The sequence below is a fragment of the Zwartia vadi genome (assembly GCF_030410375.1).
GTDB classification, from domain to species: domain Bacteria; phylum Pseudomonadota; class Gammaproteobacteria; order Burkholderiales; family Burkholderiaceae_B; genus Zwartia; species Zwartia vadi.
Map to the genome: position 1 here is coordinate 1 of NZ_JAUHHE010000019.1, position 19,016 is coordinate 19,016.

The window sequence follows — 19,016 nt, forward strand, 5'->3', positions numbered from 1 at the left end:
GATCCGGAAAGCGCCTTTGATGACCTGGCTGATGGCGACACGCGAGCTGTCACCTTCACGTACACCGCCACCGACGACTTCGGTGCGGTGAGCGGCACCCAGACCGTGACGATCACGGTGACGGGCACGAATGATGCGCCGGTCATCACCGCCACGACGGGCACCGACGTTGGCGCGGTGGCCGAGGACGGCACGCTGGTGGCGACGGGTCAGTTAAGCGCGGCAGACGCCGAAGGTCAGGCCTTGACGTGGAGCACGTCGTCGTATGCGGGCGTCTATGGCGCGGTGTCCGTGGATAGCACGGGCAAGTGGACGTACACGCTGGACAATGCGAAAGCGCAAGCGCTGGGCACGGGCACGACGAGCGAGACCTTTACGGTCAATGTGTTGGATAGCCAGGGCGCGAGTGATACACAAACGATCACGATCACGCTGACGGGCACGAATGATGGAGCGACTATTACCGGCACTCGTACAGGTGCACTAACAGAGGACGCTGCGACAAATACCGCGAGTGGTACGCTCAACGTGAGTGATGTGGATACAGGTGAAAACGTTTTCCAAACTGTAGCGAGCGGAGCTTTAGCTGGCACCTACGGCGCCTTTACCTTCAATGCAACTACAGGTGCTTGGACGTACACGCTCGATAACTCTAAGCCCGCAGTTCAGGCGTTAGGTGCCGGTGTGACGGCCACCGACACGTTAACGGTCCTGTCCAAGGATGGCACTGCTAGCGAAACAATCACTGTCACAATTACAGGTACGGCTGATGCGAATATCGTGGGCACTTCTAGTGCTGATACGCTTACAGGTACGAACAGTGCAGATATTATCGATGGCCTTGCTGGCGGAGACAGTTTAACTGGTGGTAAAGGTGCTGACACCTTTATTGTTAGTGATACCTTTTTACTCGGTGGCAGCGGGACGAGTGGTACCGTATCCGGTTTCGATGTAATCACTGATTTTGTAGCAGGTACAGACCAAATAAAGTTGCCAGTGATCGTTGTTCGTGCACCTAGTACTGTTGGTAAAACTGATGGTGTTGATTCAACGTTAGCGACTCCTGATGGAGTAATAAGAGCCCACTCTATTTCTGCAAATGGGACCGTTACTTTTTGGGCGGCTCCCGATTTATCTAAACAAGTTGTTTTAGGTAGCAATGCTAGTGTCGCAGCGGCGGTGGAGTATTTGAGCTTGAATGATATTGGTAGTACAGGCGCAACTGTTACTTTTGCAACAACCATTAAAGTCGGTGGTAACGTAAAAAACTATATCTACCAGCAACCTGGAGATGATGCTGCGGGTTTAACTGGCACTCTAGTTGAAATCAATCAGCCAAGCCGTAGTCCGTACGTTCTTAATATTGTTCCGGGCACTGAGTACATTCAACCGATTGCCCTCGACCTTAACCAAGACGGCGTAACTTATATCGATCGCTCAGAAGGCGTGACGTACGATTTCGATAACGATGGCTCTGCTGTCTCCACAGCTTGGGTTGATTCCTCCGACGGTTTGTTAGCCGTTCAAACCGAGGACGGTAAACTTAATATTGTTTTCTCTACCCAAGAGGGCGAAACAGACTTGGAGGGGCTTGCTAAGGTTTACGACAGTAATCAAGACGGAGTTTTTGATGCTAACGATTTGCACTTTGAAAAGTTCGGTGTTTGGCAGGATTCCAATAGTGATGGCATTGTTCAGGCTGGCGAGTTCAAGACTCTTGATGAGGCGGGAATTGTCAGTTTGTCGCTTGAATCCTCAGGTGAGCAGTATGTGACTGCGAATGGTGATGTGATTGTTTATGGTCAATCGACATTCACCACAAAAGACGGCGTCACACACCTGCTTGAGGATAGCGGTTTTGCGACAACAACCGGCACTCAAATGATCGGTGGGATCTCGACTGATGAGCCTTCTCTAATCGCGACTGTTTCAACCACGCAAGATGGGCAGGAATCACTGCTAGGCTATTCAGTTGTCGCAAATCTTGATATGGTCGAGGGGAAAGTGGGGGATGAGCTTTCTCTAGTGATCAATGACGGTGCCGTGACGATCAAGCATACGCTCACAGCAGAGGACGTCGCTAACAGACGGTACGAGTTCAGGATGTCTGACAATGTAATCGTCACAGACGTGACCAACGTTGTTGGTGTTCATCTTGGGGCGCTGGGCTCGGCAATTTCCTCTTACGCCAATCCTGTCAGTATTCCCTATACCTTGCTTGCTCCCGCTGCTTACGTTGAGTCTCACGATTCAGCTGATGTAATGGCTGACGCAGAGTCTGGAAGTCAAACTCTACAGTTCTCAGTGATGATGAGCGAAGTGTTGGTTGACCCTAGCGGGGAATCGAAAGGTTTAGAGACTGAAGATTTTGTGGTTTCGAACGGTACGGTGACTTCTGTCTCGATGGTCGACACTACTCACTACACCCTGGAGGTCGTATCAAATGGTCAGGCTCCACTGAACGCAGTGTCCTTGGATATTGCCTTGACTCATACACCCGTCTCCGAGCTCCAGCCGCTTGAAAATAATAGCGGTTTAGTGCAAGCGGCTGATGCTCAGGCTCAGGGTCCTGGTCCTGACCCGGCGGAATTCATGCTTTTAGAGCTTGGTGGGGTGACCTACATGATCGACACGAGCGAGTCGAATGCTGCGGATGGTGTCGCAACTGATGATTATGCACTGACGAGCTCTTTGTCTGCGCCGCTTGTCGCTGGGTCATGGACTGAGGTTGTGGCAGGCACAGAGCCAGCAGGTGAACCAACCGAGCCCGAGGAGCCCGTTAATCCTCTAACCGATACGAGTGCTCCACCTATGATTAACAATGAGGTGTTGGATGACCCAAGATTGACTGATAACGGGTCTTGGACACCGTAGTATCCTTATTTTCAGGAGAGTGCATTCTCGGGCGATATCGTCTCGGGAGTGCTTTTCTGGCTGAGGATATAATGCCGAGATTGAAGCGCAAAGCCCCCCTAGCTCATGCTTGGTTAGAGCAGCGGACTCATAATCCGTTGGTGCCGTGTTCGACTCACGGGGGGGGCACCAGATTCGCGCCCTTCAGGATTTCTTAGGTCGGTTTGACTGACTCAAGCTGGGGCATTACATGAGTTTTTTGTTATAACCTCATGTTATAAAAAACTTATTGTATGGCCCACCCATGAAACGGTTTTCCACCAGAATGATGGCAGTTGATGTGCCGATCATTCCTGCTATCGCTGAACTCGTCCGCAGCAATCCCGGCACTATTTCCCTTGGACAGGGCGTAGTGAATTACGGCCCTCCGGAAGAAGCGATCCGCGCACTTCCTGGTTTGATGGGTGACACCCAGCTCCACAAGTATCAGGCTGTTCTGGGTCATCCGGGTCTGGTCGAAGCGCTCGCTCAAAAACTCAGCACGGAAAATAATATTCAGTTGGGCTCGGACGCGCTGGTGATGGTGACTGCGGGCAGCAACATGGCCTTTTTGAACAGTGTCCTCGCCATCGGCGATCCAGGGGACGAGTTCATTTTGCCGATGCCCTATTATTTCAATCAGGAAATGGCCATCCGTATGTGTGGCTGCGTACCTGTGTCAGTGCCTGTCAATGAAGACTGGAGTCTCAATGTGGAAGCACTTGCGGCGGCGATTACCCCCCGTACACGTGCCATCGTGACTGTCTCGCCTAACAATCCCACGGGTGCGGTGTATTCAGAGGCGTCGTTGACTGCTGTCAACAAACTTTGTGCCGATCATGGGATTTACCATTTCAGTGACGAGGCCTACGAGTACTTTACCTACGATGGTGTCAGGCATTTTTCTCCAGCTTCGCTCCCCGGGGCTGGCAACCATACCTTTTCGTTTTATTCCATGTCAAAAAACTTCGGCATGGCGAGCTGGCGATTAGGGTATGTGGTTTTTCCTGCTGACTTGTTTGATGCCATGAACAAGGTTCAGGATACAAATCTGATTTGCGCACCAGTCCCTTCACAGTTGCTCGCCTTAGAGGTTTTAAAGTACGGCCAGGCCTGGGTTGCACCCAAGGTCGAGGCACTGGCTGCGGTTAGAGAGAATGTTTATCAGAGGCTTTCTGAGCTTGGCGACCTGGTTCAGTTTCCAAAGACGCAAGGTGCGTTTTATGTTTTGATGAAAATGCCAGGCCTGGCCAGCGGGCAGGATCCTTTGGCCTTTAATCGTGCCATGGCTCAGCGCCATAAAGTCGTCTCCATTCCAGGCTTTGCCTTTGGTCTGACCAATACACAAGAAGCGAATTATCAAAGACTTTCTTATGGGGCCTTGCAGGCTGCAAGCGTTTCTGAGGGCGTTGAGCGTTATGTTGCGGCAGTTAAAGACTGGTATGGTCAAAATGGGGCCTTGAACAAATGAAGAACTCGATTCAAAACCTATTTGCTTCCTTAGCGGTTTTTTTTCTGTCATCCGGGCTTGCTGTGATTGCGCAGCCTGTAACCGCATCATTACAGGCCTCTGCCAGCAAGCAAGTTCTTCAGGATGAGATTAAGCTTGTCTTTGCTCAGGAAGCTGCAGGCAAAACAGCCCCGGAGGTGAATCGCATCTTGGCCAATGCACTTGAGCAGGGAAAAGCATCGCTCAAAGGTATGGCGGGATTTAATGTGTCGAGCGGAAGCTTTCGGACTTTTCAGTCTTACAACAAAGAAGGGCGACCTGATGGGTGGCGCGGACGCGCAGAGTTGGTTTTGACTTCGACTGATTTGGCTGCGGCGCAGAGTGCTGCAGGCGTGCTCGGGACGCAACTCGCGCTTTCCAGTGTTCAGTTTTCACTTTCATCTACATTACGCAGAAAAGAAGAGCAGGCTTTATTGCAAGAGGTGGCGCAGGCGTTTCGCGCGCGTGCTCAGGCCGCTGCTTCGGCATTTGGCTATTCAAACTACAAGATCAACAGTTTGGATTTCAATGGGCTGGGCGCAGTTCAGGCTCCATTGCTGATGCGCAGTGCGGCTCCGATGTCCGCACCTGCAGCCGAAGCCATCAAATTTTCGTTTGAACCCGGCCTCGTGCAAGTCACAGTTGATGTCACGGGAAAAGTGACTTTTGACTGAGGTCCGATCCCTGCATCCCAGCGATGCTTGTCCTTGCGGACGCAAGGTCGCCGCTCGGACATTGTCTTTTGAAAAATGCTGCGGCCAGTATCTCGATTTCTTTGAGACGCAACCCGCGCCGGATCCAGAGAGCTTGATGCGTTCTCGCTATTGTGCTTTTGTTCTTGAGCGCGAACGTTATTTGCTCGATACCTGGAGTCCAGACCAGCGTCCGCAATCTGTGGAGTTTGAGGCGCAGGCTCAATGGCTTGGGTTGGAGATCAAATCCAAAAAAACGCTCGATGCAGACCATGCTGTCGTTGAATTTGTCGCGCGCTATCGACTGAACGGCCGAGCCACGAGATTACACGAGAGGAGTGTGTTTGAACGAAAGCGCAATCGCTGGTTTTATCATTCGGCGCAAGAGGATAAATAGTCTCGTGCGCTAAGACTTTGTTATGATGCGGGTCGCAGTAGGCGAGCTCGCACGCAGGTGTGTTCTTCTTGGACAGTCCCGCTGCTTGTCTATTCACATTCAACGCCACAACAGTGACTTTAATGTTATGACACTACTGACGATCATTCTGTTGCCACTGCTCGCCGGGACAACGCTTGCACTGCTCGCTGCGCGGATCAGTCGACTTGCCTCGGCCTTGGCTGTCGCGGCGGTTACCTTTTGCAGCCTAGGGTTACTACTCGGTTTCAGTGACACTGTTTTCAGTGGCCAAAACATCGTTTCCAGCATTCCCTGGATGCCAGAGCTGGGTATCAACTTCGCTTTCAGGCTAGATGGTCTGGGCTTTCTTTTTACTCTGCTCATTCTCTGCATTGGCCTGCTGATTATTCTCTATGCTAAATACTATCTTGCCGAGACTGACTCCATTGGCAAGTTTTACGCGTTACTGATGATGTTCATGGCTGCGATGCTTGGCATCGTGCTGACAGAAAATATTTTGTTGACCTTTGTTTTCTGGGAGTTGACCTCCCTGTCCTCATTCTTGTTGATTGGTTACTGGAATCACAAGTCGGAGTCTCGACGCGGTGCGCGCATGGCATTGACTGTGACGGGTGGGGGTGGTTTGGCCATGCTGGCAGGATTTCTCTTGCTGGGTCATGTTGCCGGCAGCTTCGAGCTGACACAGATTTTCGCGGCACGCGAGGTTGTTCAGTCAAGCCCTCTATACATGCCGATCTTGCTTCTGATTTTGTTGGGTGCATTCACCAAGTCTGCACAGTTTCCCTTTCACTTTTGGCTCCCCCAGGCGATGGCGGCACCGACGCCCGTCTCCGCTTATCTGCACTCCGCAACGATGGTGAAGGCGGGCGTGTTCATGCTGGCCCGTCTGTATCCGGTGTTGGGTGGCACCTACGATTTTGAGATCATTGTCTCGGTCGTGGGTTTGACAACCATGGCCTTTGCCGCCTACGTGGCCATTTTTAAACATGACCTCAAGGGTCTGTTAGCGTATTCAACGATTAGCCATTTAGGATTGATTATTTTTCTAATCGGTCTGAGCTCGCCTCTTTCCGCAGCGGCTGCTGTATTTCATATTATCAATCACGCTACATTCAAAGCATCGCTGTTTATGGTGGCCGGCATTATTGATCATGAATGCGGCACCCGGGATATGCGCCGCTTGCGTGGTTTATTTAAATTCATGCCCTACACAGCTACCTTGGCGATGGTTGCGGCAGCTTCAATGGCGGGCGTACCGCTGTTTAATGGCTTCCTGTCCAAGGAAATGTTCTTTGTCGAGTCCCTTGCCTTATCGCATTTAGGTTGGTTTGGTACTGTGGCTCCCGTGGTTGTCACCTTGGGAGGTGTGTTCAGCGTTGCGTATTCAGCGCGCTTTGTTCACAACGTTTTCTTTAACGGCACCGCGACTGATTTGCCCCATACGCCGCACGAACCGCCTCGATTCATGAAAGTTCCAGTCGAGCTTCTTGTCGTCTTGTGCATCCTGGTTGGGGTGTTACCTGGGCTGACAGTTGCTCCGCTGGTGTTTATCGCTGCTGTGGATGTGTTCGGCGGACCAATTCCACACTACACGATTGCGATTTGGCATGGCTTCAACATGCCCTTGTTGATGAGCGCAATTGCATTATTCGGTGGAGTGGTGATGTTCTGGCTCCTGCAAAACCGCTTCAATCTACATCTCATCGCGCCTAAAGCATTCAATGGCAATCGCGTGTTTGTTCATCTGATCGAGACGGTGCTGAGTATTGCGCGCGGCTTGACTGCCCGTCTGGAAAATGGATCCTTGCAGCGCTATCTGGCTTTGCTGATTGCCAGCGTGATTGTGCTGGGTACTTGGCCATTCTTAAAGTATGGGTACAGCACAGGTGATGCACCGCTCACAGATGCCAATCCGATTGCCGTCATCGTCTGGGTGATTGCAGTGGTTGGCGCCATCGCGACTGCGGCTTTTCATCGGCAGCGTCTGATTGCAGTCATCTTGGTTGGCGTGGTTGGCTTATCGACAGCGCTGACTTTTGCCTACTTTTCTGCACCCGACTTGGCATTGACGCAATTGTCTGTCGAGGTGGTGAGCACTGCGTTGATGCTCATGGCTCTGGCGCTGTTGCCGCTGCACGGTCCCAAAGAATCCAGCTTGTCGCGACGCGGTCGCGATATTGCTCTGTCGGTTTTGGCTGGTGCGGGTGTTACCGCCCTCATGTGGGCGGTTTTAACGCGTCCGCTTGATTCGATTGCCTGGTACTACTTGGCTGAAAGCGTTGGACGGGGAGGTGGTTCAAACGTTGTGAACGTGATCCTGGTCGACTTCCGGGGTTTTGATACGTTTGGTGAGATCACCGTTCTGGGTATTGCCGCGATCGGTGCGTTAAGCCTCATGGACGGATTGAGTATGGAGCGCAAACTTTCACCGGCAGTGCTCAACTCCGTGATGCTGTCGGTTGCCGCACGCATTTTGCTGCCTTTTGCCTTGCTCGTGAGTGTCTATATCTTCCTGCGCGGACATAACTTGCCAGGAGGAGGCTTCATCGCGGGCTTGATTACTTCGGTCGCGTTGGTGATGCAATACATGGCGGGTGGTTTGTTGGCGACTTCAAAAACGCTTCGTATCGAGTTTCCAAAGTTGATTGGAAGTGGGGTATTGATAGCTGGTCTCACAGGTCTGGGTAGTTTTGTTTTTGGCTCAGCATTTTTGACGAGCACTTTTGGTCACCCGGCTTTACCCTTGATCGGGGAGGTTCCGTTAGCGAGTGCGGCGGCCTTCGACCTAGGGGTGTTTTTGACGGTTGTTGGCGCAACACTGCTGACAATTTCCGCATTGTCTGGAGCGAGTCAGCGTCCAGAGCCTGTTGCAGGAGTCGCTCAATAATGGAAATTCTCCTTTCTTCCGCACTGGGAATTGTGACTGCGTGCGGCATTTATCTGATTTTGCGCGGAAGGACGTTTTCCGTCGTGCTTGGCTTGTCTCTTTTGGGCTATGCCGTAAATCTGTTCATTTTCGCGATGGGGCGACTGGTTTCAGCCCGTCCACCTGTTATCACGGATCAGGCGATTTCGTATGCCGATCCAATTCCGCAGGCCTTGGTGTTAACGGCGATTGTGATCGGTTTTGGAATGACCGGATTCATTGTTGAACTGGCACTCAGGACACGCCATGAGACAAAGTCGGATCACGTTGATGGTCGGGAGTCCGAATCCCCCCAAGAAGGGAAGCGTACATGAATCATCTTCTTGTATTGCCAATTATTCTGCCGGCGATCACTGCGGCTTTATTGTTATTTTGTGGCAGACAGCTTGGCGTAACCCGTCTGTTGAGCGTTGCTTCAACGTTGTTATTGCTAGTCGTTTGTATTTCTTTGTTCCTGGATGCGGAGACCGGCGCTTTTCAGACCTATGCGCTGAGTGACTGGGTGGCACCGTTCGGTATTGTATTGGTGCTCGATCGCCTTTCCGGGATGCTGGTGTTGCTCACTGCCATCGTTGCACTTGCGGCCTTGATTTACGCCATACATGCGTGGGATACGCGAGGCAAATATTTTCACGCGCTGTTTCAGTTTCAATTAATGGGTATCAATGGGGCATTTTTAACGGGTGATTTGTTCAACTTATTCGTATTTTTCGAAGTACTGCTGATTGCTTCTTATTGTTTGCTGATGTATGGCTTTGGTGAAAGACGTTTGCGTGCTTCTGTGCATTATGTTGCGATCAATCTGACAGGTTCGGCAGTTTTTTTGATTGCCGTGAGTTTGTTGTACAGCGTGACAGGCACGTTGAATATGGCGCATTTAGCCGAGGTTGTCGCGCAATCTGCTCCGGAGGATATTGCGCTGATCCGCTCGGCTGGTTTGATGTTGCTCGGTGTGTTTGGCGTCAAAGCAGCACTTTTTCCACTGTACTTCTGGTTGCCTGCGGCATATTCGAGCGCCTCAGCGCCCGTGGCGGCTTTGTTCGCCATTATGACCAAAGTCGGTGTGTACGCGATTTTGCGTTTTACAACGCTCATTTTTTCTGGCGCGCAGGGAGCTGGTGCAGATTTGACCGCGCCTTGGTTATTACCTTTGGCACTCGCCACATTGGTCCTTGCTGCCTTAGGCGCTTTGGCCGCAAAGCGCTTACTTGAGTTGTTCGCCTATCTGACCATCGGGTCGGTCGGTACGATTTTGATAGCCTTTTCAGCCGGCGGTATGCCTGGACTTTCGGGCGGCTTGTTTTACTTATTACACAGTACGTTGATCATGTCGGCACTCTTCTTGCTGGCAGAAATGGTTGGCCAGGCTCGAGGAGAAGCCCAGGATCAACTCCATTCCGGGCCGATGCTATTAAAGCCCGTCACGTTGGGGATTGTATTTTTGGCAGGTGCGGTGGTTGTTGCGGGTCTTCCGTTTTCTTCCGGGTTTCTTGCCAAGCTCATGATTTTGAAAAGTACGACTGACAGTGCTTATGTCGCGTGGGTGTGGGGCGTGATTTTGCTCTCAAGTCTGTTTGTGCTGATTGCGCTTTCTCGGGCGGGTAGCATGATCTTTTGGAAAACCTCGCATGAAGTCTCTCCTCAGGCGATTGCCCCTTCGCGCCTACAGTGGCTGCCATTTTTAGGATTACTGGCATGCAGCGTGATGATGGTGATCTATGCCGCACCGCTTAAGCGCTATACCGATGCGACGGCTCAACAACTTCGACATCCTGGACAATACATTGATGCCGTGATTGGTCAAACGACAGATCGCGCACCGCGTGCACTGCCAAGGGAGACAAAATAGTGAAAGCCTGGCTTCCTTATCCCGTTCTGTCGTTATTGCTTGTAGCAGTGTGGCTATTGCTCGCTGCTGAATTATCTGTCGCGCATATTGTGTTGGCCCTCTTTCTGGCATGGGGCATTCCTTTGCTTTGTCGCCCCTTTCTTGCGGGACTCCCACACGTTCGTCAACCGCTTGCCGCACTTCGATTGGTGATGGTCGTGACTTACGATATTGTTGTTGCGAATGTGGCTGTTGCGCGTCTAGTTCTCGGGCCCCCTGAGCGGTTGAGACCGGCCTTTGTTGAGGTACCGTTAACGTTGACTCAACCTATGTCTATTTCCCTGCTGGCAAGCATCATCACGATGACACCCGGAACGGTCTCATCGGATTTATCCAAAGACAATAAAGTTCTCATCGTTCATGCGCTGGATTGCAGCGATACGGATGCACTAGTTTCAGATATTAAACAACGGTACGAAAAACCTCTTTTGGAGATTTTCGGATGCTAGAGATTTCAATCAAAATCGCTTTGGTCGCAATCGGACTATCGATGGCGCTCACTCTTTATCGGCTGATCAAAGGGCCCGATGCACCAGACAGAATTCTCGCACTTGATACGCTTTACGTGAATGCGGTCGCGTTACTCATTGTCCTTGGTATCTACGACGGCAGTTCGATTTATTTCGAAGCGGCCTTGCTGATTGCCTTGATCGGATTTGTCGCAACTGTCGCACTTGCTCGCTTTATTGCGCGCGGCGATGTCATGGACTGAGAGCGGGGGATCAACATGTTTGAAATCGTAACTTCTTTACTTTTACTGGTCGGTGCCTTTTTTATCCTTGTCGGCTCCATTGGCTTGGTGAGGTTGCCCGAGTTTTTTATGCGATTGCATGCGCCAACCAAGGCTTCAACCTTGGGGGTCGGTGGCGTGTTGCTTGCTTCAATGGCTTACGCTTTCAAGGATGGCTTGCTGATACACGAACTGATCATCACGTTATTTGTGTTTGTCACGGCCCCAGTCAGTGCGCATTTGCTTTCTCAAGCGGCATTAAGGCTCAAACTCAAATCAAAAGCGCGTTTGCCGAATGAATAGTCTTGGAAAGGGTTATCGAGCGCTCGTGATTGGCTCAACGGGTGCGATAGGTGCTGGATTTGTTGAGCGCTTGGCTCACGATCCAAACTGTGCAGAAGTCGTTGAGATATCTCGCACGCGGTACCCAGACTTCTCGCTCGAGTCTGAGTCGAGCATGGCGGCTATTGCCGCTGAACTTTCCGGCAAAGGCCGATTTTCACTCATCATTGATGCCACTGGGGCACTCATCATTGATGGAGTGGGCCCTGAAAAACATATGGGCGCCTTGGAAGCTCAGCGTTTGATGCGAAGTTTTCAGGTCAACTCAATCGGTCCTGCTTTGCTGTTAAAGCACTTTTTGCCTTTGTTGTGCACAGGGCGTGCCATTTACGCCAAACTTTCTGCACGAGTCGGTAGTATTGCTGACAATCAGAAAGGGGGTTGGTACGGATATCGCGCCTCCAAGGCTGCCTTGAATATGTTTTTACAAACAGCTGCGATTGAGTGGGCACGCAAAAATCCAAAAATCGTGATCGCTGCCCTGCAGCCGGGGACTGTTCAATCACGTTTGACATTACCTTTTGTCAATCAAGATCAGGCTTTATCTCCCCAGGAGTCGGTAAGTGGGTTATTGCAGGCTCTGGATTCGCTTGGTTTAGAGGATTTAGATCATAGGGGTGCATATTTTATCGATTACAAAGGTCAGTCTATTCCTTGGTAGTTAATTTGCCAAAGCGACTATTTTTCAATTCTATATATGATTTTGTTATATGTAGATAGGAAATATGTACTTCGTCATCAAGGAATCACAGCGCACAATGACATCCTCGTTGATCTTTTACAGGCTGTCACTGTCATGAAGAAAATAGTTACTTTTTTTCTAGGTTTGTTGTTTTCGCTCAGCGCGAACGCGACCGAACCGTTACTGTCTGCTCAGGCTGTTCAAGCAGGCTTATCGGTGCCCAACACCGTCATCCTCGATATTCGCGACCCTAAATCCTATGCCGCTGGTCATATTCCCGGATCTTTGAATGCTCCGTATGGAACGTGGCGGGGTCCGGCAAGCAATCCTGGCGAGCTGCCATCACTGGCCAATTTGACCAAACTGGTACAGCGTCTGGGGTTGACTCCTGATACACACGTGATTGTGACGTCTTCCGGCAAAGATGAGACTGATTTTGGCGCAGCTGCCCGCGTGTACTGGACACTCAAGGTTCTGGGTCTTCAAAAACTGTCAGTCCTGAATGGCGGTCTCAAATCTTGGCAGGCTGCAGGCTTTGCTTTGGACAACAAACCCGCGACTGTCTCAACCAGTTCATTTGTGCCAACCATTAACCAAGACATGATCGCCACGCGTGAAGAGGTTGTGGCTAAAGTTCAGGCCGGAAAAGCCCAGCTTGTGGATGCGCGTCCGGTTGCATTCTTTGACGGTTCGACGCGACACGCAGCTGCCAAGGTGCCAGGTACCTTGAAAGGCGCAGTGAACGTTGAGCACTCAAAGTGGTTTGAGCCTAACAGCTCGAACGTTGTTACTGCAAGCGAGGCTAAAAAGCTTGTCGCTTCGACCTCGGTGAAAACGGATCAGGATACTGTGTCTTTTTGTAATACCGGGCACTGGGCCGCGACCAACTGGTTTGTTTTATCTGAATTGGTCGGACAGCAAAACGTCAAACTCTACGCCGGATCGATGGTTGACTGGACGCAAGCGGATGGCGCTTTGCCGATGGATAATGTTCCCAACCGCTTAAAGCAGTTGTACATCGATGCCCAATTGTGGCTGGCTAGCAAATAAGTATTTAACAAGCATTCAATTGAAATGAAACGTCTGCCCTTAAGTCTGTTATTACTGCTTTTTTTTGTATTTCTTGCCTGGACTGTTTCTATCCGTCAGGCGGTGCTATTTGCAGTGGGCATAGGCATGGGGGCAGCGCTGGCGGGTGCCCGTTTTGGTTTTACGACGGGGTGGCGTCAGCTGATCGAGCATCGGGACCCAAGGGGGGTCACGGGACAGCTTGTGCTGCTCGCCTTGGCGTCGATATTTTCTTTGACATTGTTGGGACAGTACTCTGAACTGACTGCCGCGTTGGGCCCACCTAGCATTAGCTTGTTGGTCGGTGCCTTCGTGTTCGGCTTGACGATGCAGATTGCCGATGGCTGTGGGTCGGGGACTTTATACAAGGCTGGGCTTGGTATCCCTCTCAACATGGGAATTTTGCCGCTTTTTGCACTGGGTAGTTTTTTGGGCTCTGTACAGGTGGGAGACTGGCTCAAACTCGGTCAGATCGCGCCGATTGGTTTGGTCACCGAGTTTGGCAGTGTTCAAGCCATTTTGATCACGTTGATCGGTCTCGCAATCATGGCTTTGGCTGTCAGGTTGTGGGTAGGTAAAGGACGGACCTGGTGGGATCGTAAATGGCTCATCGGCGCCTTGGCTCTCGCAGTTCTTGCTGCGCTGAATTTGATTATTGCCGGTCAGCCTTGGGGGGTCGTGTATGGCTTTGGGCTGTGGGCAGCCAAAATCGTGCACGCAGCCGGATGGTTTGATCCTGCAGCGAATGCTTTCTGGAGTCAGGCCGGTAACGCCCAGCGACTGAATGAAATGGTGTTGATGGATATTACGTCCATTACAAACATTGGTATTTTAGGAGGGGCGTTGTGGATTTCTGCACGTGCATCCTCTGACAGCAAGCCTTTGACTGCCAAACAATGGATGGTGGGTTTGATCGCTGGTTTTCTGATGGGATACAGCTCACGACTGGCTTTTGGCTGCAATATTGGTGCAATGCTCAGCGGTATTTCTACAGGTAGTGTGCATGGCTGGATCTGGGTGCCTTTAGCGTTTGCCGGTACGCTCATCGGTGTGCGTATCCGCCGTCATTACCAATTTTAAGGATCCATGAACATGATCCAATCAACAAGAAAATATCAGGCGATTTTTTGGGCGGGATTGATCTCTTTTCTCGTCTGGGATACGGTAGTTTCTCCGCCCGTTGATTTGCGTAATGAGCCTCCTTTAATTGCAGCTGGCTCGGGTAAGCCCTCTAGCGGTGGTCATTGCGCTGTTTCAAAATAAAACAGCCGCCAGTGTTTGACTGACGGCTGCTTCTCGATCAAGAAATTGATCCTTAACGTCTGACCCGGTCAGGATGCTCGCCGTAGGGTGGGCCATACATCACCAAAACACGAGCGGGCTCGTGGCTTGTGACTGAAAAGACATGCATCTTGTCCGCAGGAAAAAAACATGTGTCGCCTGGCTCCATCTCAAAAGCTTCGCCATCGACCTCAACATGGGCCGAGCCTGCAAGCAGATAGCAAACCTGCTCGAGTCCCGGATGTGCATGTGGCAAAGCACCACCACCGCGCGCAATCGTACCGAGCACGACTTCGATGTGCTTAGCGCCGACATTGTCAGCACCAATCAGCCGACGATTGCTCGTCTCATGATGGTTCGCAGGCGAGTAAGGCTGGACATTTGCTTCTTTGATCAAATATTTTGATGCCATGATGCGCATTCGTCCTTATTCGGGTTTGACGCCGGCGCCACGGAGCATTTCACCCCAGTGCTTAAGCTGAAATTCCACGTACTTGGAAAACTCCTCAGGAGTTTTGGTGGGGTCAAGCTCAAAGCCCGTCGCGGCAAGTTTTTGTTGAAAATCTTTATCAGCGAAAACCGCTTGAAGCTCGGTATTCAGCTTGTCGACGATGGGGCGGGGGAGATTTGCCGGGCCAAAGATGCCATTCCAAGATGTCAAATCAAAGCCCTTGACCGTACTTGCAATCGATGGCACGGAGGGAAAGCTTTGAGAGCCTTTGGCCGTTGTCACAGCAAGCGTCCGTACGCGGTCGGATTTCAGCGCACCCATACCGGAACCCAAGTCCACGACATAAACTTGGACCTGACCTGAAATGAGGTCTGTCATGGCTTGAGGACTTGCTTTATAAGGGATCCCTACGATGTCCAGTCCGGCGATACGCTTGATAGTTTCCATGGCAACCATGGAGGTGCTGTTTGGCGTAGCGTAGGAGAGTTTGCCGGGGTTCTTTTTTGCGTAGTCGATAAATTCCTGCAGGTTATTAACCGGCAGTTTGGGATTGATCGCCATCGCGAATGGGAGTTCACCGACACGGGCAATTGGTGTGAAGTCTTTGATAGGATCGTAGCTGAGTGTTTTAAACATCCAGGGATTCGCGGAGTGCGAGGTATTGGTTGTCATGAAGAGTGTGTAGCCGTCTGGTGCAGCTTTCGCGACGTATTGGGCCGCAATCTGGGCGCTTGCTCCCGCCTTGTTTTCGACGACAACAGGCTGCTTGAGGCGTTCGGATAGTTTTTGTGCCACATTGCGCGCCACACCATCCGTACCGCTACCTGCCGCGAAAGGAATCACGAGCGTGATGGGCTTGTTGGGGTAGGCTTGGGCAAATACACTTGCTGAGAGAGTAAGGGCAGCGATACCAAGAATGGTTTGTAGCTTCTTCATGCGGTTCATATCCCATTAAAAATAGTAATGAGTTTTTAGCATAGGTCATGCGCGCTCAGGCACCCAAAAAGTGAGTATCTTCCCTTAGCTGGCACTTGATTTTTCAGGGTGGACTTGTAGGTTGTTGTTGTAGCGCCGACTATAGCAGCGACTATTACGTTGACTTTACGCAAGTCTGTCAAAAAGGCACAATTACAGTATGTCCACACTTCAATATTTAACAGCTGCGTTCTACTTGTTCGTAGACTTGCCTGATTTCAAAGAAAGACGTCAGCCTCTATTAGACTTTTGCGAGCAGCATAACGTCAAAGGCATGATCTTATTGGCGCGAGAGGGTATCAACAGCACGATCGCGGGTGCGCCCAATGATGTTCGGGCTGTCTTGAACTATTTGCGTGCTGATACAAAGTTCGCTGCCTTGCAACACAAAGAGTCCTGGTCCGATCTACCGCCATTTCACCGGATGAAGGTCAGATTAAAAAAAGAAATTGTCACGATGGGTGTGCCCGGTATCAGCCCAATCCATATGGCGGGGACCTACGTGAAACCTCAGGACTGGAATGCCTTAATTAGTGACCCCGAAGTCGTGCTCATTGATACCCGTAATGACTACGAGGTTGAGCTAGGAACTTTTGCTGGTGCGATTGACCCCCACATCAAGACCTTTTCCGAGCTTGTGAAATGGGTGGATGAAGCGGCGGTTCTTGAGGCGAAAACGGGTAAAAAACCCAAGGTCGCGATGTTTTGTACGGGCGGAATCCGCTGTGAAAAATCAACTGCTTTGATGCGCACCAAAGGCTTTGACGAGGTCTATCACTTGGAGGGCGGAATTCTCAAGTATTTGGAGGAAATTCCGCCTGAGCAAAGCCAGTGGAATGGCGAGTGCTTTGTATTTGACGATCGAGTCTCCGTTGATCATTATCTGAGACGTTCGGGTCGGCAGCTTTGTCATAATTGTCGCGATCCTTTGCCTGACGGCGCGATGCAGTCACCGGAGTTTGAAAAAGGCGTGAGTTGTCCCCGCTGTTTTAGCAAGTCCGATGAGGATCAAAAACGCCGGGCGCGCGAGCGTCAAAAACAATACGAATTGGCCAAGGCCCGGCGTCAGCTTCATATTGGCGCTAAGATACCTCCGCATCATTAATCATTTTTACCCTGAGATCTCAATGAATATCAAACAAACATTGACGGCACTGACAAGCGTCGTACTTTTGAGCTGCCTCAGCAGTGCCGCACTTGCTCAAGAATTTCCGCCCTCCAAGGCTGTAACCCTGTACGTCGGTTTCCCTCCAGGCGGAGCCAATGATATCGCTGCTCGGATTATCGGGAAAAAGCTTTCCGAAAATATTGGTCAAAAAATCGTTGTCGATAACAAACCTGGTGCGGGCGGCAATATCGTGACCAGCATGGTAGCTAATGGCCCATCAGATGGCTCGGTGATTTTGCTTGGATCGATTGGCCCCTTGTCGATCGCTTCACACTTGATGAAAATCCCTTATGACCCCGTCAAGGATTTGGCGCCGCTCGCTATGGGCGGCAGCTTTCCAAACGTTTTGCTCGTCTCACCCGAGTCGGGCATTAAGACGTTGAAAGATCTGGTCGATCGCGCTAAAAAAGAGCCCGGTAAGTTGACCTATGCATCGACAGGTGCGGGTGCCGCTTCACATTTGCAAGGTGAGTTGTTCAACCAGCGAGCAGGCGTTGATATTGTCCACGTACCTTATAAGGGCGGTGGTGCGGCAACGGTAGACGTGATCGGTAATCGCGTGACGGTCTATTATTCTGCATTGCCTTCCGCAGCGCCGCATATTCGCTCTGGCAAGTTGATTCCATTGGCTGTGACTAGCGATACCCGTGCCGATATTTTTCCTGATATTCCCACCATTGCTGAGTCGGGCTATCCAGGGTTTGACGCAAGAAACTGGTATGCCTTTGTTGCCTCCTCAAAAACACCGCCCGCTATTTTGGATCGCTGGAATCAGGAGATCGTGAAAGTGATCACAGACAAAGAGGTCACTGCGGCTTTGCATTCTCATGGGTTGACCCTGGAACCCGGTACCCGCGAAGATTTGGCAAAATACATCGCTAAAGAGTCTGCCACCTGGAGCAAAATCATCAAGGACCGTAACATCAAGATTGATAATTAATCTGCTATTTTCCTGTTCCAGAAGCGGGAAAAGATAATGGGGCGATACCAAAAAGTATCGCCCCATTTTTTATTGATTTACGGATTAAAACTTAGTCTTCAAACTGACCAAAACGAACAGTTGTTGAACCAACTTTAACGTTTGAAGTTGAAGGCATCACTAGAACAGTATTGTCATAAGGCACGCGAATGGTGTGCTCACCATCTGTCGCAACAATATCGCCTTTTTTAGGGACGACTTCCAAGCCTTTGTAATCCTTGTTAAAGCGAAATCCAGTGGATTTAGCCACGACCGCTTCGGTGACACGAACAATGCGCTGTTTGCTCGAAACAGGCAATCTCAAAGCCGGTTGAACAAACGCATCATCCACCATATTAAACAGACGTAAAAATCTGAGAAGTGTGTCATTGGCCACATCAGCTGCCGATTTTTCCCAATGTTGTCCACACTCTATTAGCAAACCGGTGCGAGGATCGTTAGGCTTGCCAAAACCACCTCGTTCAATCATGCGCAGTCCGGCAGGGTGACCCGTATCGATCAACAGATATTCGGGCAAACCGACACGCTTAGAGAGCGCCGCGCTCTTTTCACCACCCTGGCCCGTTGCGCCACACACCATGATGGGTGCACACGGCTCAGACATCGAGTGAATGTCTAGAAGGTAATCCGCTGCATCCACAAATGGTTGAAGGATGCGTGCGCGCCGAAGCTCGGCGGAGTCACGCGAGCCAAACAAGACATCATCGCCCCAGACGCGATTGAAATCCTCGTCCACATAGCGGCTGGCGCTAGGATTTTCAGGATCCCAGCGTGAGTAGGCCAAGGTGTTGGCAAACGCGATCGTGAGTCGACCGACGTTGGGTTTGACTTGTTGACGCAAAAACCAGTCAACAGCGATCGCGCCACAAAATTCGTTACCGTGAGTCAGCGCCTGAACCATGACATGGGGCCCTGGGCGTCCGGAGTCAAAGCTCCAGACGTAAGGCACACCCGTGTTGGAGGTTTCCCAGGCACTGATATCAGGCGCCTGGATTTCGATCGGATAGGGTTGTTTCATATTGTTACTTTTTGTAT

At 51.0% G+C, this 19,016-nt stretch carries 19 protein-coding genes and 1 tRNA gene; 17 read left to right on the forward strand and 3 right to left on the reverse strand.

The annotated features are described in order from the left end of the window. The 15 genes from QWY27_RS14030 to QWY27_RS14100 all read left to right on the forward strand — a co-directional run. Window positions 1-2,874: VCBS domain-containing protein (locus QWY27_RS14030; RefSeq protein ID WP_290199047.1), on the forward strand; the 2,874-nt coding region annotated here is incomplete at its 5' end. A gap of 92 nt (window positions 2,875-2,966) precedes the next feature. Continuing rightward, window positions 2,967-3,045, forward strand: a tRNA-Ile gene (locus tag QWY27_RS14035). Between the two features lie 112 nt (window positions 3,046-3,157). Further along, window positions 3,158-4,363, forward strand: a complete 1,206-nt coding sequence (locus QWY27_RS14040; RefSeq protein ID WP_290199048.1) for a pyridoxal phosphate-dependent aminotransferase — start codon at window positions 3,158-3,160, stop codon at window positions 4,361-4,363. Continuing rightward, window positions 4,360-5,055, forward strand: a complete 696-nt coding sequence (locus QWY27_RS14045; RefSeq protein WP_290199049.1) for an SIMPL domain-containing protein — start codon at window positions 4,360-4,362, stop codon at window positions 5,053-5,055. Before QWY27_RS14040 ends, QWY27_RS14045 begins: the two co-directional genes overlap by 4 nt. Beyond that, the gene (locus QWY27_RS14050) at window positions 5,048-5,470 is read left to right on the forward strand and encodes a YchJ family protein (protein WP_290199050.1); all 423 of its coding nucleotides are present in this window, start codon (window positions 5,048-5,050) and stop codon (window positions 5,468-5,470) included. Before QWY27_RS14045 ends, QWY27_RS14050 begins: the two co-directional genes overlap by 8 nt. Before the next feature lie 127 nt (window positions 5,471-5,597). Further along, window positions 5,598-8,378, forward strand: a complete 2,781-nt coding sequence (locus tag QWY27_RS14055; RefSeq protein WP_290199051.1) for a monovalent cation/H+ antiporter subunit A — start codon at window positions 5,598-5,600, stop codon at window positions 8,376-8,378. Next, window positions 8,378-8,731, forward strand: a complete 354-nt coding sequence (locus tag QWY27_RS14060; protein WP_290199052.1) for a Na+/H+ antiporter subunit C — start codon at window positions 8,378-8,380, stop codon at window positions 8,729-8,731. The genes QWY27_RS14055 and QWY27_RS14060 overlap by 1 nt, the downstream gene beginning before the upstream one ends. Beyond that, on the forward strand, window positions 8,728-10,266 hold the full coding sequence (locus QWY27_RS14065; RefSeq protein WP_290199053.1) for a monovalent cation/H+ antiporter subunit D: 1,539 nt from the start codon (window positions 8,728-8,730) through the stop codon (window positions 10,264-10,266). The genes QWY27_RS14060 and QWY27_RS14065 overlap by 4 nt, the downstream gene beginning before the upstream one ends. Continuing rightward, complete coding sequence (locus QWY27_RS14070) at window positions 10,266-10,754, forward strand: Na+/H+ antiporter subunit E (protein WP_290199054.1); 489 nt, start codon at window positions 10,266-10,268, stop codon at window positions 10,752-10,754. The genes QWY27_RS14065 and QWY27_RS14070 overlap by 1 nt, the downstream gene beginning before the upstream one ends. Then, window positions 10,748-11,017, forward strand: coding sequence for a K+/H+ antiporter subunit F (locus tag QWY27_RS14075; RefSeq protein WP_290199055.1), 270 nt, complete (start codon window positions 10,748-10,750; stop codon window positions 11,015-11,017). The genes QWY27_RS14070 and QWY27_RS14075 overlap by 7 nt, the downstream gene beginning before the upstream one ends. A gap of 15 nt (window positions 11,018-11,032) precedes the next feature. Beyond that, on the forward strand, window positions 11,033-11,338 hold the full coding sequence (locus QWY27_RS14080) for a Na+/H+ antiporter subunit G (protein WP_290199056.1): 306 nt from the start codon (window positions 11,033-11,035) through the stop codon (window positions 11,336-11,338). Next, window positions 11,331-12,038 carry an SDR family NAD(P)-dependent oxidoreductase gene (locus tag QWY27_RS14085; protein WP_290199057.1) on the forward strand — a complete coding sequence of 236 codons (708 nt, stop codon included), beginning with the start codon at window positions 11,331-11,333 and terminating at the stop codon, window positions 12,036-12,038. The genes QWY27_RS14080 and QWY27_RS14085 overlap by 8 nt, the downstream gene beginning before the upstream one ends. Before the next feature lie 135 nt (window positions 12,039-12,173). Then, window positions 12,174-13,109 carry a sulfurtransferase gene (locus QWY27_RS14090; RefSeq protein ID WP_290199058.1) on the forward strand — a complete coding sequence of 312 codons (936 nt, stop codon included), beginning with the start codon at window positions 12,174-12,176 and terminating at the stop codon, window positions 13,107-13,109. 24 nt (window positions 13,110-13,133) lie between these two features. Then, complete coding sequence (locus QWY27_RS14095) at window positions 13,134-14,207, forward strand: YeeE/YedE thiosulfate transporter family protein (protein WP_290199059.1); 1,074 nt, start codon at window positions 13,134-13,136, stop codon at window positions 14,205-14,207. A 12-nt stretch (window positions 14,208-14,219) separates the two neighbouring features. Then, the gene (locus tag QWY27_RS14100) at window positions 14,220-14,390 is read left to right on the forward strand and encodes a hypothetical protein (RefSeq protein WP_290199060.1); all 171 of its coding nucleotides are present in this window, start codon (window positions 14,220-14,222) and stop codon (window positions 14,388-14,390) included. Window positions 14,391-14,442: 52 nt separating this feature from the next. Here the strand turns inward: QWY27_RS14100 and QWY27_RS14105 are convergent, their stop codons facing one another. After that, window positions 14,443-14,820: a cupin domain-containing protein gene (locus QWY27_RS14105; RefSeq protein ID WP_290199061.1), complete on the reverse strand. Its 378-nt coding sequence runs from the start codon at window positions 14,818-14,820 to the stop codon at window positions 14,443-14,445. Window positions 14,821-14,835: 15 nt separating this feature from the next. Continuing rightward, window positions 14,836-15,795 (reverse strand): Bug family tripartite tricarboxylate transporter substrate binding protein, encoded by a 960-nt coding sequence (locus QWY27_RS14110; protein WP_290199062.1) that lies wholly within the window; start codon window positions 15,793-15,795, stop codon window positions 14,836-14,838. 199 nt (window positions 15,796-15,994) lie between these two features. Here QWY27_RS14110 and trhO point away from each other — a divergent pair, with 199 nt between their 5' ends. Beyond that, window positions 15,995-16,939: an oxygen-dependent tRNA uridine(34) hydroxylase TrhO gene (gene trhO / locus QWY27_RS14115; RefSeq protein WP_290199063.1), complete on the forward strand. Its 945-nt coding sequence runs from the start codon at window positions 15,995-15,997 to the stop codon at window positions 16,937-16,939. A 22-nt stretch (window positions 16,940-16,961) separates the two neighbouring features. Next, a complete protein-coding gene (locus QWY27_RS14120; protein ID WP_290199064.1) occupies window positions 16,962-17,942 on the forward strand; it encodes a Bug family tripartite tricarboxylate transporter substrate binding protein in 981 nt (326 codons plus the stop codon). A gap of 91 nt (window positions 17,943-18,033) precedes the next feature. Here the strand turns inward: QWY27_RS14120 and QWY27_RS14125 are convergent, their stop codons facing one another. Continuing rightward, entirely contained in the window at window positions 18,034-18,999 is a 966-nt protein-coding gene (locus QWY27_RS14125; RefSeq protein WP_290199065.1) for a M14 family metallopeptidase, read from the reverse strand. Window positions 19,000-19,016: the final 17 nt, after the last annotated feature.

Bases quoted from the DNA above. Each gene is read 5' to 3' on its own strand.
- trhO (WP_290199063.1), top strand. From the start codon at position 15,995: ATGTCCACACTTCAATATTTAACAGCTGCGTTCTACTTGTTCGTAGAC.
- QWY27_RS14090 (WP_290199058.1), top strand. From the start codon at position 12,174: ATGAAGAAAATAGTTACTTTTTTTCTAGGTTTGTTGTTTTCGCTCAGC.
- QWY27_RS14080 (WP_290199056.1), top strand. From the start codon at position 11,033: ATGTTTGAAATCGTAACTTCTTTACTTTTACTGGTCGGTGCCTTTTTT.
- QWY27_RS14055 (WP_290199051.1), top strand. From the start codon at position 5,598: ATGACACTACTGACGATCATTCTGTTGCCACTGCTCGCCGGGACAACG.
- QWY27_RS14085 (WP_290199057.1), top strand. From the start codon at position 11,331: ATGAATAGTCTTGGAAAGGGTTATCGAGCGCTCGTGATTGGCTCAACG.
- QWY27_RS14125 (WP_290199065.1), bottom strand. From the start codon at position 18,999: ATGAAACAACCCTATCCGATCGAAATCCAGGCGCCTGATATCAGTGCC.
- QWY27_RS14075 (WP_290199055.1), top strand. From the start codon at position 10,748: ATGCTAGAGATTTCAATCAAAATCGCTTTGGTCGCAATCGGACTATCG.
- QWY27_RS14100 (WP_290199060.1), top strand. From the start codon at position 14,220: ATGATCCAATCAACAAGAAAATATCAGGCGATTTTTTGGGCGGGATTG.
- QWY27_RS14110 (WP_290199062.1), bottom strand. From the start codon at position 15,795: ATGAAGAAGCTACAAACCATTCTTGGTATCGCTGCCCTTACTCTCTCA.
- QWY27_RS14065 (WP_290199053.1), top strand. From the start codon at position 8,728: ATGAATCATCTTCTTGTATTGCCAATTATTCTGCCGGCGATCACTGCG.
- QWY27_RS14045 (WP_290199049.1), top strand. From the start codon at position 4,360: ATGAAGAACTCGATTCAAAACCTATTTGCTTCCTTAGCGGTTTTTTTT.
- QWY27_RS14105 (WP_290199061.1), bottom strand. From the start codon at position 14,820: ATGGCATCAAAATATTTGATCAAAGAAGCAAATGTCCAGCCTTACTCG.
- QWY27_RS14060 (WP_290199052.1), top strand. From the start codon at position 8,378: ATGGAAATTCTCCTTTCTTCCGCACTGGGAATTGTGACTGCGTGCGGC.
- QWY27_RS14120 (WP_290199064.1), top strand. From the start codon at position 16,962: ATGAATATCAAACAAACATTGACGGCACTGACAAGCGTCGTACTTTTG.
- QWY27_RS14095 (WP_290199059.1), top strand. From the start codon at position 13,134: ATGAAACGTCTGCCCTTAAGTCTGTTATTACTGCTTTTTTTTGTATTT.
- QWY27_RS14040 (WP_290199048.1), top strand. From the start codon at position 3,158: ATGAAACGGTTTTCCACCAGAATGATGGCAGTTGATGTGCCGATCATT.